The sequence below is a fragment of the Nocardioides panzhihuensis genome (assembly GCF_013408335.1).
Classification (GTDB): Bacteria; Actinomycetota; Actinomycetes; order Propionibacteriales; family Nocardioidaceae; genus Nocardioides; species Nocardioides panzhihuensis.
In genome coordinates, this window is the sequence record NZ_JACBZR010000003.1 from 21,820 (window position 1) to 36,167 (window position 14,348).

At 67.2% G+C, this 14,348-nt stretch carries 14 protein-coding genes; all 14 read right to left on the reverse strand.

All coding sequences use genetic code 11. The features are described 5' to 3' along the window. Nucleotides 1-327 precede the first annotated feature (327 nt). Nucleotides 328-1,629: a DUF3631 domain-containing protein gene (locus tag BJ988_RS29690; protein ID WP_246321592.1), complete on the reverse strand. Its 1,302-nt coding sequence runs from the start codon at nucleotides 1,627-1,629 to the stop codon at nucleotides 328-330. Then, nucleotides 1,626-1,781, reverse strand: a complete 156-nt coding sequence (locus BJ988_RS29695) for a hypothetical protein (RefSeq protein WP_179661839.1) — start codon at nucleotides 1,779-1,781, stop codon at nucleotides 1,626-1,628. The genes BJ988_RS29690 and BJ988_RS29695 overlap by 4 nt, the downstream gene beginning before the upstream one ends. Before the next feature lie 554 nt (nucleotides 1,782-2,335). After that, on the reverse strand, nucleotides 2,336-3,637 hold the full coding sequence (locus BJ988_RS29700) for a DUF3631 domain-containing protein (protein WP_246321592.1): 1,302 nt from the start codon (nucleotides 3,635-3,637) through the stop codon (nucleotides 2,336-2,338). Next, entirely contained in the window at nucleotides 3,634-3,789 is a 156-nt protein-coding gene (locus BJ988_RS29705) for a hypothetical protein (RefSeq protein WP_179661839.1), read from the reverse strand. The genes BJ988_RS29700 and BJ988_RS29705 overlap by 4 nt, the downstream gene beginning before the upstream one ends. A gap of 554 nt (nucleotides 3,790-4,343) precedes the next feature. Beyond that, nucleotides 4,344-5,645, reverse strand: coding sequence for a DUF3631 domain-containing protein (locus BJ988_RS29710; RefSeq protein ID WP_246321592.1), 1,302 nt, complete (start codon nucleotides 5,643-5,645; stop codon nucleotides 4,344-4,346). Beyond that, on the reverse strand, nucleotides 5,642-5,797 hold the full coding sequence (locus BJ988_RS29715) for a hypothetical protein (protein WP_179661839.1): 156 nt from the start codon (nucleotides 5,795-5,797) through the stop codon (nucleotides 5,642-5,644). The genes BJ988_RS29710 and BJ988_RS29715 overlap by 4 nt, the downstream gene beginning before the upstream one ends. A gap of 554 nt (nucleotides 5,798-6,351) precedes the next feature. After that, nucleotides 6,352-7,653 (reverse strand): DUF3631 domain-containing protein, encoded by a 1,302-nt coding sequence (locus BJ988_RS29720; protein ID WP_246321592.1) that lies wholly within the window; start codon nucleotides 7,651-7,653, stop codon nucleotides 6,352-6,354. Further along, entirely contained in the window at nucleotides 7,650-7,805 is a 156-nt protein-coding gene (locus tag BJ988_RS29725) for a hypothetical protein (protein WP_179661839.1), read from the reverse strand. Before BJ988_RS29725 ends, BJ988_RS29720 begins: the two co-directional genes overlap by 4 nt. A 554-nt stretch (nucleotides 7,806-8,359) precedes the next feature. After that, nucleotides 8,360-9,661, reverse strand: coding sequence for a DUF3631 domain-containing protein (locus BJ988_RS29730; protein WP_246321592.1), 1,302 nt, complete (start codon nucleotides 9,659-9,661; stop codon nucleotides 8,360-8,362). Continuing rightward, nucleotides 9,658-9,813, reverse strand: coding sequence for a hypothetical protein (locus BJ988_RS29735; RefSeq protein ID WP_179661839.1), 156 nt, complete (start codon nucleotides 9,811-9,813; stop codon nucleotides 9,658-9,660). Before BJ988_RS29735 ends, BJ988_RS29730 begins: the two co-directional genes overlap by 4 nt. A 554-nt stretch (nucleotides 9,814-10,367) precedes the next feature. Continuing rightward, complete coding sequence (locus BJ988_RS29740) at nucleotides 10,368-11,669, reverse strand: DUF3631 domain-containing protein (RefSeq protein WP_246321592.1); 1,302 nt, start codon at nucleotides 11,667-11,669, stop codon at nucleotides 10,368-10,370. Continuing rightward, nucleotides 11,666-11,821: a hypothetical protein gene (locus tag BJ988_RS29745; protein ID WP_179661839.1), complete on the reverse strand. Its 156-nt coding sequence runs from the start codon at nucleotides 11,819-11,821 to the stop codon at nucleotides 11,666-11,668. Before BJ988_RS29745 ends, BJ988_RS29740 begins: the two co-directional genes overlap by 4 nt. A gap of 554 nt (nucleotides 11,822-12,375) precedes the next feature. Then, complete coding sequence (locus tag BJ988_RS29750; RefSeq protein ID WP_246321592.1) at nucleotides 12,376-13,677, reverse strand: DUF3631 domain-containing protein; 1,302 nt, start codon at nucleotides 13,675-13,677, stop codon at nucleotides 12,376-12,378. Then, nucleotides 13,674-13,829: a hypothetical protein gene (locus BJ988_RS29755; protein ID WP_179661839.1), complete on the reverse strand. Its 156-nt coding sequence runs from the start codon at nucleotides 13,827-13,829 to the stop codon at nucleotides 13,674-13,676. The genes BJ988_RS29750 and BJ988_RS29755 overlap by 4 nt, the downstream gene beginning before the upstream one ends. Between the last annotated feature and the right edge of the window lie 519 nt (nucleotides 13,830-14,348).

Below are 14,348 nucleotides of genomic sequence, written 5' to 3' on the forward strand. Positions count from 1 at the left end.
ACGGCCAGGTGATCGCGGCGGCTGATCTTGCTCATCAGTGGGCCTCCTTGGCGCTCGTGTTGTGGGTTGAGGTGGGGTGAGCCGTACCAGCCGTACCAGCCGTACCAACGGCGTGTTTCGGCTGGTCAGGTGCGGATTTTGGGTGGTACGGCTTTGGTACGGCTGGTACGGCTTGGGATTTCTGGTACGGCTTTGGTACGGCTCGATTTCCCAAGCCGTACCACTCGGAATCGTGGCCTGACCTCGGAAAACAGGGTCTTGGTACGGCTGGTACGGCTGGTACGGCTTGGGGCCCTCGACGTGTCGCCGGTCGGGTGGGGTGGGTGGTCATCGACGGGCCTCCGGGTCGCAGGTCGGGTGTGTGCGGGTGCCGTCGTCGATCGCGAGAGGTTGGCGGCAGATGAGGCAGGTTGGGGCGGGTGCGCAGTAGCGGGCCCAGGCGTCGGCGAACGCGGCACGCTGGTAGCCCTTGGCTTGTCCGGTGTCGAACCGGATCGTGTCGGATCGGATGTCGAAGTCGCGCAGCAGGAAACCGAGTTTCATCGCGGTCAGACCTTGCAGCGGGTTGGAGTAGGTCGCCCACGGTGCCTCGGGGTCGTCCTTGAGCCGGTCGAGCAGGACCGAGGTGGGCAGCGCTTCGGCGTCACCGAACGCGGTACGGCAGTCGGTCAGCAGTCGGGTTTGCAGGGTGGTCTGTGCGTTGGCGTCGCGGGTCTCGGTGAGGGTGACGCAGGCTTCGCGGCCGATCTCGGGCCAGTCGCCTCCGGCAAGGTCGGCGATCGCGAGCAGAGGTTCCCAGGTGTCGGCGGCGCGGTCCTCGACCGGCATGTCCGGGGTGGCGGTGCCGAGGTGGTCATGATGCGCGACCACCCACTGGTTCAGCCGCTTTCGGAGGTTGTCCAGCGCTGGACCATCACGGCGAGTCCGGTACGGCGCGACGGACTCACCAGGCGCGCGACGACGCATCCGGATAACGACGGCGCGGTCCTCGATGGTGTCCGGCATCGCACCGATCCCAGCGAGGGCGGCCATGGCGAATGTCTGGATGCGCTCGACGCTCGAGTTAGCGGCGTTGTAGCGCAGCGCGGGCCGGTTGCGCTGGTGTCCGGCGTTGAGCAGGCCGCGTAGGTCTTCGTTCTCGCCTGCCTTGGGTCCGAAGATGGTGTCGGCCTCGTCGAGCAGGATCGTGGGCGGGTTCTTCGTCTTCATCCCGATGGAGCGGTAAACGGCGCTGGGTGAGGCGTTGACGGTGAGCAGCGGGTCATGGCAGGTCGCCTCGGCCAGGTCGAGCAGCCGCGACTTGCCGCATCGTTTCTCCGGGGCACGGATCACCAGGCGGGGCGCGTGGGCCCACACGGGTACGGCGTGGGTGGCGGCGATCCAGAGAACGACCCCGGTCATGGCGTGAGCATCGGGGAGGATGACGTACTTCCCGATCGCATCGCGAACCTCGTTGAGCAGCAGCTCTCCCGCGTTGGGCGCGAAGTCGGCCGGGGTGAGCCTTTCCTCACCCGGGCTGACCGTGACGTTCTCGGCGGTGGTGGTGTCGTCGGCCATGGGTTGTTCCTCCGGGTTGGGTTCCGAGTTGGGCGTTGTCTGGTCGTCTCGTTGGTCGAAGGCGTGGGTCATGCGGCGCTCCGGGTCGCGGCGCGGCGGAAGCCGGACAGGATCGTGTTCTCGGCCTCGTAGGCGGTGTAGGCGCGAGCGGCGATGTGCCCAGCGGCAGCGACCAACAGCCGGTCGAGCGCGGAGTGTTCGGTGATCAGGTCGCGTGCAACCAACTTTCCGACTGTGGCGGCCGCGACGAAGAGCGCGGCGTTTCGGCCGCCCTTGGTCGCGTCCAGCAGACCCGCGACGCCGTTTGCGTGGTCGCCGTTGATCGCGATGTCGAAGACGCGGTTTACGTACGCGTCCGGGTCGCGCAGTGGCTCGCCGGACCCGATCGGCTGTAGTGGTCGGGCCTGTGTCCTAGAACCGTCCTGAGAGCGGTTCTGTGACTGATCCCGCGACGGCCAGGTGATCGCGGCGGCTGATCTTGCTCATCAGTGGGCCTCCTTGGCGCTCGTGTTGTGGGTTGAGGTGGGGTGAGCCGTACCAGCCGTACCAGCCGTACCAACGGCGTGTTTCGGCTGGTCAGGTGCGGATTTTGGGTGGTACGGCTTTGGTACGGCTGGTACGGCTTGGGATTTCTGGTACGGCTTTGGTACGGCTCGATTTCCCAAGCCGTACCACTCGGAATCGTGGCCTGACCTCGGAAAACAGGGTCTTGGTACGGCTGGTACGGCTGGTACGGCTTGGGGCCCTCGACGTGTCGCCGGTCGGGTGGGGTGGGTGGTCATCGACGGGCCTCCGGGTCGCAGGTCGGGTGTGTGCGGGTGCCGTCGTCGATCGCGAGAGGTTGGCGGCAGATGAGGCAGGTTGGGGCGGGTGCGCAGTAGCGGGCCCAGGCGTCGGCGAACGCGGCACGCTGGTAGCCCTTGGCTTGTCCGGTGTCGAACCGGATCGTGTCGGATCGGATGTCGAAGTCGCGCAGCAGGAAACCGAGTTTCATCGCGGTCAGACCTTGCAGCGGGTTGGAGTAGGTCGCCCACGGTGCCTCGGGGTCGTCCTTGAGCCGGTCGAGCAGGACCGAGGTGGGCAGCGCTTCGGCGTCACCGAACGCGGTACGGCAGTCGGTCAGCAGTCGGGTTTGCAGGGTGGTCTGTGCGTTGGCGTCGCGGGTCTCGGTGAGGGTGACGCAGGCTTCGCGGCCGATCTCGGGCCAGTCGCCTCCGGCAAGGTCGGCGATCGCGAGCAGAGGTTCCCAGGTGTCGGCGGCGCGGTCCTCGACCGGCATGTCCGGGGTGGCGGTGCCGAGGTGGTCATGATGCGCGACCACCCACTGGTTCAGCCGCTTTCGGAGGTTGTCCAGCGCTGGACCATCACGGCGAGTCCGGTACGGCGCGACGGACTCACCAGGCGCGCGACGACGCATCCGGATAACGACGGCGCGGTCCTCGATGGTGTCCGGCATCGCACCGATCCCAGCGAGGGCGGCCATGGCGAATGTCTGGATGCGCTCGACGCTCGAGTTAGCGGCGTTGTAGCGCAGCGCGGGCCGGTTGCGCTGGTGTCCGGCGTTGAGCAGGCCGCGTAGGTCTTCGTTCTCGCCTGCCTTGGGTCCGAAGATGGTGTCGGCCTCGTCGAGCAGGATCGTGGGCGGGTTCTTCGTCTTCATCCCGATGGAGCGGTAAACGGCGCTGGGTGAGGCGTTGACGGTGAGCAGCGGGTCATGGCAGGTCGCCTCGGCCAGGTCGAGCAGCCGCGACTTGCCGCATCGTTTCTCCGGGGCACGGATCACCAGGCGGGGCGCGTGGGCCCACACGGGTACGGCGTGGGTGGCGGCGATCCAGAGAACGACCCCGGTCATGGCGTGAGCATCGGGGAGGATGACGTACTTCCCGATCGCATCGCGAACCTCGTTGAGCAGCAGCTCTCCCGCGTTGGGCGCGAAGTCGGCCGGGGTGAGCCTTTCCTCACCCGGGCTGACCGTGACGTTCTCGGCGGTGGTGGTGTCGTCGGCCATGGGTTGTTCCTCCGGGTTGGGTTCCGAGTTGGGCGTTGTCTGGTCGTCTCGTTGGTCGAAGGCGTGGGTCATGCGGCGCTCCGGGTCGCGGCGCGGCGGAAGCCGGACAGGATCGTGTTCTCGGCCTCGTAGGCGGTGTAGGCGCGAGCGGCGATGTGCCCAGCGGCAGCGACCAACAGCCGGTCGAGCGCGGAGTGTTCGGTGATCAGGTCGCGTGCAACCAACTTTCCGACTGTGGCGGCCGCGACGAAGAGCGCGGCGTTTCGGCCGCCCTTGGTCGCGTCCAGCAGACCCGCGACGCCGTTTGCGTGGTCGCCGTTGATCGCGATGTCGAAGACGCGGTTTACGTACGCGTCCGGGTCGCGCAGTGGCTCGCCGGACCCGATCGGCTGTAGTGGTCGGGCCTGTGTCCTAGAACCGTCCTGAGAGCGGTTCTGTGGCTGATCCCGCGACGGCCAGGTGATCGCGGCGGCTGATCTTGCTCATCAGTGGGCCTCCTTGGCGCTCGTGTTGTGGGTTGAGGTGGGGTGAGCCGTACCAGCCGTACCAGCCGTACCAACGGCGTGTTTCGGCTGGTCAGGTGCGGATTTTGGGTGGTACGGCTTTGGTACGGCTGGTACGGCTTGGGATTTCTGGTACGGCTTTGGTACGGCTCGATTTCCCAAGCCGTACCACTCGGAATCGTGGCCTGACCTCGGAAAACAGGGTCTTGGTACGGCTGGTACGGCTGGTACGGCTTGGGGCCCTCGACGTGTCGCCGGTCGGGTGGGGTGGGTGGTCATCGACGGGCCTCCGGGTCGCAGGTCGGGTGTGTGCGGGTGCCGTCGTCGATCGCGAGAGGTTGGCGGCAGATGAGGCAGGTTGGGGCGGGTGCGCAGTAGCGGGCCCAGGCGTCGGCGAACGCGGCACGCTGGTAGCCCTTGGCTTGTCCGGTGTCGAACCGGATCGTGTCGGATCGGATGTCGAAGTCGCGCAGCAGGAAACCGAGTTTCATCGCGGTCAGACCTTGCAGCGGGTTGGAGTAGGTCGCCCACGGTGCCTCGGGGTCGTCCTTGAGCCGGTCGAGCAGGACCGAGGTGGGCAGCGCTTCGGCGTCACCGAACGCGGTACGGCAGTCGGTCAGCAGTCGGGTTTGCAGGGTGGTCTGTGCGTTGGCGTCGCGGGTCTCGGTGAGGGTGACGCAGGCTTCGCGGCCGATCTCGGGCCAGTCGCCTCCGGCAAGGTCGGCGATCGCGAGCAGAGGTTCCCAGGTGTCGGCGGCGCGGTCCTCGACCGGCATGTCCGGGGTGGCGGTGCCGAGGTGGTCATGATGCGCGACCACCCACTGGTTCAGCCGCTTTCGGAGGTTGTCCAGCGCTGGACCATCACGGCGAGTCCGGTACGGCGCGACGGACTCACCAGGCGCGCGACGACGCATCCGGATAACGACGGCGCGGTCCTCGATGGTGTCCGGCATCGCACCGATCCCAGCGAGGGCGGCCATGGCGAATGTCTGGATGCGCTCGACGCTCGAGTTAGCGGCGTTGTAGCGCAGCGCGGGCCGGTTGCGCTGGTGTCCGGCGTTGAGCAGGCCGCGTAGGTCTTCGTTCTCGCCTGCCTTGGGTCCGAAGATGGTGTCGGCCTCGTCGAGCAGGATCGTGGGCGGGTTCTTCGTCTTCATCCCGATGGAGCGGTAAACGGCGCTGGGTGAGGCGTTGACGGTGAGCAGCGGGTCATGGCAGGTCGCCTCGGCCAGGTCGAGCAGCCGCGACTTGCCGCATCGTTTCTCCGGGGCACGGATCACCAGGCGGGGCGCGTGGGCCCACACGGGTACGGCGTGGGTGGCGGCGATCCAGAGAACGACCCCGGTCATGGCGTGAGCATCGGGGAGGATGACGTACTTCCCGATCGCATCGCGAACCTCGTTGAGCAGCAGCTCTCCCGCGTTGGGCGCGAAGTCGGCCGGGGTGAGCCTTTCCTCACCCGGGCTGACCGTGACGTTCTCGGCGGTGGTGGTGTCGTCGGCCATGGGTTGTTCCTCCGGGTTGGGTTCCGAGTTGGGCGTTGTCTGGTCGTCTCGTTGGTCGAAGGCGTGGGTCATGCGGCGCTCCGGGTCGCGGCGCGGCGGAAGCCGGACAGGATCGTGTTCTCGGCCTCGTAGGCGGTGTAGGCGCGAGCGGCGATGTGCCCAGCGGCAGCGACCAACAGCCGGTCGAGCGCGGAGTGTTCGGTGATCAGGTCGCGTGCAACCAACTTTCCGACTGTGGCGGCCGCGACGAAGAGCGCGGCGTTTCGGCCGCCCTTGGTCGCGTCCAGCAGACCCGCGACGCCGTTTGCGTGGTCGCCGTTGATCGCGATGTCGAAGACGCGGTTTACGTACGCGTCCGGGTCGCGCAGTGGCTCGCCGGACCCGATCGGCTGTAGTGGTCGGGCCTGTGTCCTAGAACCGTCCTGAGAGCGGTTCTGTGACTGATCCCGCGACGGCCAGGTGATCGCGGCGGCTGATCTTGCTCATCAGTGGGCCTCCTTGGCGCTCGTGTTGTGGGTTGAGGTGGGGTGAGCCGTACCAGCCGTACCAGCCGTACCAACGGCGTGTTTCGGCTGGTCAGGTGCGGATTTTGGGTGGTACGGCTTTGGTACGGCTGGTACGGCTTGGGATTTCTGGTACGGCTTTGGTACGGCTCGATTTCCCAAGCCGTACCACTCGGAATCGTGGCCTGACCTCGGAAAACAGGGTCTTGGTACGGCTGGTACGGCTGGTACGGCTTGGGGCCCTCGACGTGTCGCCGGTCGGGTGGGGTGGGTGGTCATCGACGGGCCTCCGGGTCGCAGGTCGGGTGTGTGCGGGTGCCGTCGTCGATCGCGAGAGGTTGGCGGCAGATGAGGCAGGTTGGGGCGGGTGCGCAGTAGCGGGCCCAGGCGTCGGCGAACGCGGCACGCTGGTAGCCCTTGGCTTGTCCGGTGTCGAACCGGATCGTGTCGGATCGGATGTCGAAGTCGCGCAGCAGGAAACCGAGTTTCATCGCGGTCAGACCTTGCAGCGGGTTGGAGTAGGTCGCCCACGGTGCCTCGGGGTCGTCCTTGAGCCGGTCGAGCAGGACCGAGGTGGGCAGCGCTTCGGCGTCACCGAACGCGGTACGGCAGTCGGTCAGCAGTCGGGTTTGCAGGGTGGTCTGTGCGTTGGCGTCGCGGGTCTCGGTGAGGGTGACGCAGGCTTCGCGGCCGATCTCGGGCCAGTCGCCTCCGGCAAGGTCGGCGATCGCGAGCAGAGGTTCCCAGGTGTCGGCGGCGCGGTCCTCGACCGGCATGTCCGGGGTGGCGGTGCCGAGGTGGTCATGATGCGCGACCACCCACTGGTTCAGCCGCTTTCGGAGGTTGTCCAGCGCTGGACCATCACGGCGAGTCCGGTACGGCGCGACGGACTCACCAGGCGCGCGACGACGCATCCGGATAACGACGGCGCGGTCCTCGATGGTGTCCGGCATCGCACCGATCCCAGCGAGGGCGGCCATGGCGAATGTCTGGATGCGCTCGACGCTCGAGTTAGCGGCGTTGTAGCGCAGCGCGGGCCGGTTGCGCTGGTGTCCGGCGTTGAGCAGGCCGCGTAGGTCTTCGTTCTCGCCTGCCTTGGGTCCGAAGATGGTGTCGGCCTCGTCGAGCAGGATCGTGGGCGGGTTCTTCGTCTTCATCCCGATGGAGCGGTAAACGGCGCTGGGTGAGGCGTTGACGGTGAGCAGCGGGTCATGGCAGGTCGCCTCGGCCAGGTCGAGCAGCCGCGACTTGCCGCATCGTTTCTCCGGGGCACGGATCACCAGGCGGGGCGCGTGGGCCCACACGGGTACGGCGTGGGTGGCGGCGATCCAGAGAACGACCCCGGTCATGGCGTGAGCATCGGGGAGGATGACGTACTTCCCGATCGCATCGCGAACCTCGTTGAGCAGCAGCTCTCCCGCGTTGGGCGCGAAGTCGGCCGGGGTGAGCCTTTCCTCACCCGGGCTGACCGTGACGTTCTCGGCGGTGGTGGTGTCGTCGGCCATGGGTTGTTCCTCCGGGTTGGGTTCCGAGTTGGGCGTTGTCTGGTCGTCTCGTTGGTCGAAGGCGTGGGTCATGCGGCGCTCCGGGTCGCGGCGCGGCGGAAGCCGGACAGGATCGTGTTCTCGGCCTCGTAGGCGGTGTAGGCGCGAGCGGCGATGTGCCCAGCGGCAGCGACCAACAGCCGGTCGAGCGCGGAGTGTTCGGTGATCAGGTCGCGTGCAACCAACTTTCCGACTGTGGCGGCCGCGACGAAGAGCGCGGCGTTTCGGCCGCCCTTGGTCGCGTCCAGCAGACCCGCGACGCCGTTTGCGTGGTCGCCGTTGATCGCGATGTCGAAGACGCGGTTTACGTACGCGTCCGGGTCGCGCAGTGGCTCGCCGGACCCGATCGGCTGTAGTGGTCGGGCCTGTGTCCTAGAACCGTCCTGAGAGCGGTTCTGTGACTGATCCCGCGACGGCCAGGTGATCGCGGCGGCTGATCTTGCTCATCAGTGGGCCTCCTTGGCGCTCGTGTTGTGGGTTGAGGTGGGGTGAGCCGTACCAGCCGTACCAGCCGTACCAACGGCGTGTTTCGGCTGGTCAGGTGCGGATTTTGGGTGGTACGGCTTTGGTACGGCTGGTACGGCTTGGGATTTCTGGTACGGCTTTGGTACGGCTCGATTTCCCAAGCCGTACCACTCGGAATCGTGGCCTGACCTCGGAAAACAGGGTCTTGGTACGGCTGGTACGGCTGGTACGGCTTGGGGCCCTCGACGTGTCGCCGGTCGGGTGGGGTGGGTGGTCATCGACGGGCCTCCGGGTCGCAGGTCGGGTGTGTGCGGGTGCCGTCGTCGATCGCGAGAGGTTGGCGGCAGATGAGGCAGGTTGGGGCGGGTGCGCAGTAGCGGGCCCAGGCGTCGGCGAACGCGGCACGCTGGTAGCCCTTGGCTTGTCCGGTGTCGAACCGGATCGTGTCGGATCGGATGTCGAAGTCGCGCAGCAGGAAACCGAGTTTCATCGCGGTCAGACCTTGCAGCGGGTTGGAGTAGGTCGCCCACGGTGCCTCGGGGTCGTCCTTGAGCCGGTCGAGCAGGACCGAGGTGGGCAGCGCTTCGGCGTCACCGAACGCGGTACGGCAGTCGGTCAGCAGTCGGGTTTGCAGGGTGGTCTGTGCGTTGGCGTCGCGGGTCTCGGTGAGGGTGACGCAGGCTTCGCGGCCGATCTCGGGCCAGTCGCCTCCGGCAAGGTCGGCGATCGCGAGCAGAGGTTCCCAGGTGTCGGCGGCGCGGTCCTCGACCGGCATGTCCGGGGTGGCGGTGCCGAGGTGGTCATGATGCGCGACCACCCACTGGTTCAGCCGCTTTCGGAGGTTGTCCAGCGCTGGACCATCACGGCGAGTCCGGTACGGCGCGACGGACTCACCAGGCGCGCGACGACGCATCCGGATAACGACGGCGCGGTCCTCGATGGTGTCCGGCATCGCACCGATCCCAGCGAGGGCGGCCATGGCGAATGTCTGGATGCGCTCGACGCTCGAGTTAGCGGCGTTGTAGCGCAGCGCGGGCCGGTTGCGCTGGTGTCCGGCGTTGAGCAGGCCGCGTAGGTCTTCGTTCTCGCCTGCCTTGGGTCCGAAGATGGTGTCGGCCTCGTCGAGCAGGATCGTGGGCGGGTTCTTCGTCTTCATCCCGATGGAGCGGTAAACGGCGCTGGGTGAGGCGTTGACGGTGAGCAGCGGGTCATGGCAGGTCGCCTCGGCCAGGTCGAGCAGCCGCGACTTGCCGCATCGTTTCTCCGGGGCACGGATCACCAGGCGGGGCGCGTGGGCCCACACGGGTACGGCGTGGGTGGCGGCGATCCAGAGAACGACCCCGGTCATGGCGTGAGCATCGGGGAGGATGACGTACTTCCCGATCGCATCGCGAACCTCGTTGAGCAGCAGCTCTCCCGCGTTGGGCGCGAAGTCGGCCGGGGTGAGCCTTTCCTCACCCGGGCTGACCGTGACGTTCTCGGCGGTGGTGGTGTCGTCGGCCATGGGTTGTTCCTCCGGGTTGGGTTCCGAGTTGGGCGTTGTCTGGTCGTCTCGTTGGTCGAAGGCGTGGGTCATGCGGCGCTCCGGGTCGCGGCGCGGCGGAAGCCGGACAGGATCGTGTTCTCGGCCTCGTAGGCGGTGTAGGCGCGAGCGGCGATGTGCCCAGCGGCAGCGACCAACAGCCGGTCGAGCGCGGAGTGTTCGGTGATCAGGTCGCGTGCAACCAACTTTCCGACTGTGGCGGCCGCGACGAAGAGCGCGGCGTTTCGGCCGCCCTTGGTCGCGTCCAGCAGACCCGCGACGCCGTTTGCGTGGTCGCCGTTGATCGCGATGTCGAAGACGCGGTTTACGTACGCGTCCGGGTCGCGCAGTGGCTCGCCGGACCCGATCGGCTGTAGTGGTCGGGCCTGTGTCCTAGAACCGTCCTGAGAGCGGTTCTGTGACTGATCCCGCGACGGCCAGGTGATCGCGGCGGCTGATCTTGCTCATCAGTGGGCCTCCTTGGCGCTCGTGTTGTGGGTTGAGGTGGGGTGAGCCGTACCAGCCGTACCAGCCGTACCAACGGCGTGTTTCGGCTGGTCAGGTGCGGATTTTGGGTGGTACGGCTTTGGTACGGCTGGTACGGCTTGGGATTTCTGGTACGGCTTTGGTACGGCTCGATTTCCCAAGCCGTACCACTCGGAATCGTGGCCTGACCTCGGAAAACAGGGTCTTGGTACGGCTGGTACGGCTGGTACGGCTTGGGGCCCTCGACGTGTCGCCGGTCGGGTGGGGTGGGTGGTCATCGACGGGCCTCCGGGTCGCAGGTCGGGTGTGTGCGGGTGCCGTCGTCGATCGCGAGAGGTTGGCGGCAGATGAGGCAGGTTGGGGCGGGTGCGCAGTAGCGGGCCCAGGCGTCGGCGAACGCGGCACGCTGGTAGCCCTTGGCTTGTCCGGTGTCGAACCGGATCGTGTCGGATCGGATGTCGAAGTCGCGCAGCAGGAAACCGAGTTTCATCGCGGTCAGACCTTGCAGCGGGTTGGAGTAGGTCGCCCACGGTGCCTCGGGGTCGTCCTTGAGCCGGTCGAGCAGGACCGAGGTGGGCAGCGCTTCGGCGTCACCGAACGCGGTACGGCAGTCGGTCAGCAGTCGGGTTTGCAGGGTGGTCTGTGCGTTGGCGTCGCGGGTCTCGGTGAGGGTGACGCAGGCTTCGCGGCCGATCTCGGGCCAGTCGCCTCCGGCAAGGTCGGCGATCGCGAGCAGAGGTTCCCAGGTGTCGGCGGCGCGGTCCTCGACCGGCATGTCCGGGGTGGCGGTGCCGAGGTGGTCATGATGCGCGACCACCCACTGGTTCAGCCGCTTTCGGAGGTTGTCCAGCGCTGGACCATCACGGCGAGTCCGGTACGGCGCGACGGACTCACCAGGCGCGCGACGACGCATCCGGATAACGACGGCGCGGTCCTCGATGGTGTCCGGCATCGCACCGATCCCAGCGAGGGCGGCCATGGCGAATGTCTGGATGCGCTCGACGCTCGAGTTAGCGGCGTTGTAGCGCAGCGCGGGCCGGTTGCGCTGGTGTCCGGCGTTGAGCAGGCCGCGTAGGTCTTCGTTCTCGCCTGCCTTGGGTCCGAAGATGGTGTCGGCCTCGTCGAGCAGGATCGTGGGCGGGTTCTTCGTCTTCATCCCGATGGAGCGGTAAACGGCGCTGGGTGAGGCGTTGACGGTGAGCAGCGGGTCATGGCAGGTCGCCTCGGCCAGGTCGAGCAGCCGCGACTTGCCGCATCGTTTCTCCGGGGCACGGATCACCAGGCGGGGCGCGTGGGCCCACACGGGTACGGCGTGGGTGGCGGCGATCCAGAGAACGACCCCGGTCATGGCGTGAGCATCGGGGAGGATGACGTACTTCCCGATCGCATCGCGAACCTCGTTGAGCAGCAGCTCTCCCGCGTTGGGCGCGAAGTCGGCCGGGGTGAGCCTTTCCTCACCCGGGCTGACCGTGACGTTCTCGGCGGTGGTGGTGTCGTCGGCCATGGGTTGTTCCTCCGGGTTGGGTTCCGAGTTGGGCGTTGTCTGGTCGTCTCGTTGGTCGAAGGCGTGGGTCATGCGGCGCTCCGGGTCGCGGCGCGGCGGAAGCCGGACAGGATCGTGTTCTCGGCCTCGTAGGCGGTGTAGGCGCGAGCGGCGATGTGCCCAGCGGCAGCGACCAACAGCCGGTCGAGCGCGGAGTGTTCGGTGATCAGGTCGCGTGCAACCAACTTTCCGACTGTGGCGGCCGCGACGAAGAGCGCGGCGTTTCGGCCGCCCTTGGTCGCGTCCAGCAGACCCGCGACGCCGTTTGCGTGGTCGCCGTTGATCGCGATGTCGAAGACGCGGTTTACGTACGCGTCCGGGTCGCGCAGTGGCTCGCCGGACCCGATCGGCTGTAGTGGTCGGGCCTGTGTCCTAGAACCGTCCTGAGAGCGGTTCTGTGACTGATCCCGCGACGGCCAGGTGATCGCGGCGGCTGATCTTGCTCATCAGTGGGCCTCCTTGGCGCTCGTGTTGTGGGTTGAGGTGGGGTGAGCCGTACCAGCCGTACCAGCCGTACCAACGGCGTGTTTCGGCTGGTCAGGTGCGGATTTTGGGTGGTACGGCTTTGGTACGGCTGGTACGGCTTGGGATTTCTGGTACGGCTTTGGTACGGCTCGATTTCCCAAGCCGTACCACTCGGAATCGTGGCCTGACCTCGGAAAACAGGGTCTTGGTACGGCTGGTACGGCTGGTACGGCTTGGGGCCCTCGACGTGTCGCCGGTCGGGTGGGGTGGGTGGTCATCGACGGGCCTCCGGGTCGCAGGTCGGGTGTGTGCGGGTGCCGTCGTCGATCGCGAGAGGTTGGCGGCAGATGAGGCAGGTTGGGGCGGGTGCGCAGTAGCGGGCCCAGGCGTCGGCGAACGCGGCACGCTGGTAGCCCTTGGCTTGTCCGGTGTCGAACCGGATCGTGTCGGATCGGATGTCGAAGTCGCGCAGCAGGAAACCGAGTTTCATCGCGGTCAGACCTTGCAGCGGGTTGGAGTAGGTCGCCCACGGTGCCTCGGGGTCGTCCTTGAGCCGGTCGAGCAGGACCGAGGTGGGCAGCGCTTCGGCGTCACCGAACGCGGTACGGCAGTCGGTCAGCAGTCGGGTTTGCAGGGTGGTCTGTGCGTTGGCGTCGCGGGTCTCGGTGAGGGTGACGCAGGCTTCGCGGCCGATCTCGGGCCAGTCGCCTCCGGCAAGGTCGGCGATCGCGAGCAGAGGTTCCCAGGTGTCGGCGGCGCGGTCCTCGACCGGCATGTCCGGGGTGGCGGTGCCGAGGTGGTCATGATGCGCGACCACCCACTGGTTCAGCCGCTTTCGGAGGTTGTCCAGCGCTGGACCATCACGGCGAGTCCGGTACGGCGCGACGGACTCACCAGGCGCGCGACGACGCATCCGGATAACGACGGCGCGGTCCTCGATGGTGTCCGGCATCGCACCGATCCCAGCGAGGGCGGCCATGGCGAATGTCTGGATGCGCTCGACGCTCGAGTTAGCGGCGTTGTAGCGCAGCGCGGGCCGGTTGCGCTGGTGTCCGGCGTTGAGCAGGCCGCGTAGGTCTTCGTTCTCGCCTGCCTTGGGTCCGAAGATGGTGTCGGCCTCGTCGAGCAGGATCGTGGGCGGGTTCTTCGTCTTCATCCCGATGGAGCGGTAAACGGCGCTGGGTGAGGCGTTGACGGTGAGCAGCGGGTCATGGCAGGTCGCCTCGGCCAGGTCGAGCAGCCGCGACTTGCCGCATCGTTTCTCCGGGGCACGGATCACCAGGCGGGGCGCGTGGGCCCACACGGGTACGGCGTGGGTGGCGGCGATCCAGAGAACGACCCCGGTCATGGCGTGAGCATCGGGGAGGATGACGTACTTCCCGATCGCATCGCGAACCTCGTTGAGCAGCAGCTCTCCCGCGTTGGGCGCGAAGTCGGCCGGGGTGAGCCTTTCCTCACCCGGGCTGACCGTGACGTTCTCGGCGGTGGTGGTGTCGTCGGCCATGGGTTGTTCCTCCGGGTTGGGTTCCGAGTTGGGCGTTGTCTGGTCGTCTCGTTGGTCGAAGGCGTGGGTCATGCGGCGCTCCGGGTCGCGGCGCGGCGGAAGCCGGACAGGATCGTGTTCTCGGCCTCGTAGGCGGTGTAGGCGCGAGCGGCGATGTGCCCAGCGGCAGCGACCAACAGCCGGTCGAGCGCGGAGTGTTCGGTGATCAGGTCGCGTGCAACCAACTTTCCGACTGTGGCGGCCGCGACGAAGAGCGCGGCGTTTCGGCCGCCCTTGGTCGCGTCCAGCAGACCCGCGACGCCGTTTGCGTGGTCGCCGTTGATCGCGATGTCGAAGACGCGGTTTACGTACGCGTCCGGGTCGCGCAGTGGCTCGCCGGACCCGATCGGCTGTAGTGGTCGGGCCTGTGTCCTAGAACCGTCCTGAGAGCGGTTCTGTGGCTGATCCCGCGACGGCCAGGTGATCGCGGCGGCTGATCTTGCTCATCAGTGGGCCTCCTTGGCGCTCGTGTTGTGGGTTGAGGTGGGGTGAGCCGTACCAGCCGTACCAGCCGTACCAACGGCGTGTTTCGGCTGGTCAGGTGCGGATTTTGGGTGGTACGGCTTTGGTACGGCTGGTACGGCTTGGGATTTCTGGTACGGCTTTGGTACGGCTCGATTTCCCAAGCCGTACCACTCGGAATCGTGGCCTGACCTCGGAAAACAGGGTCTTGGTACGGCTGGTACGGCTGGTACGGCTTGGGG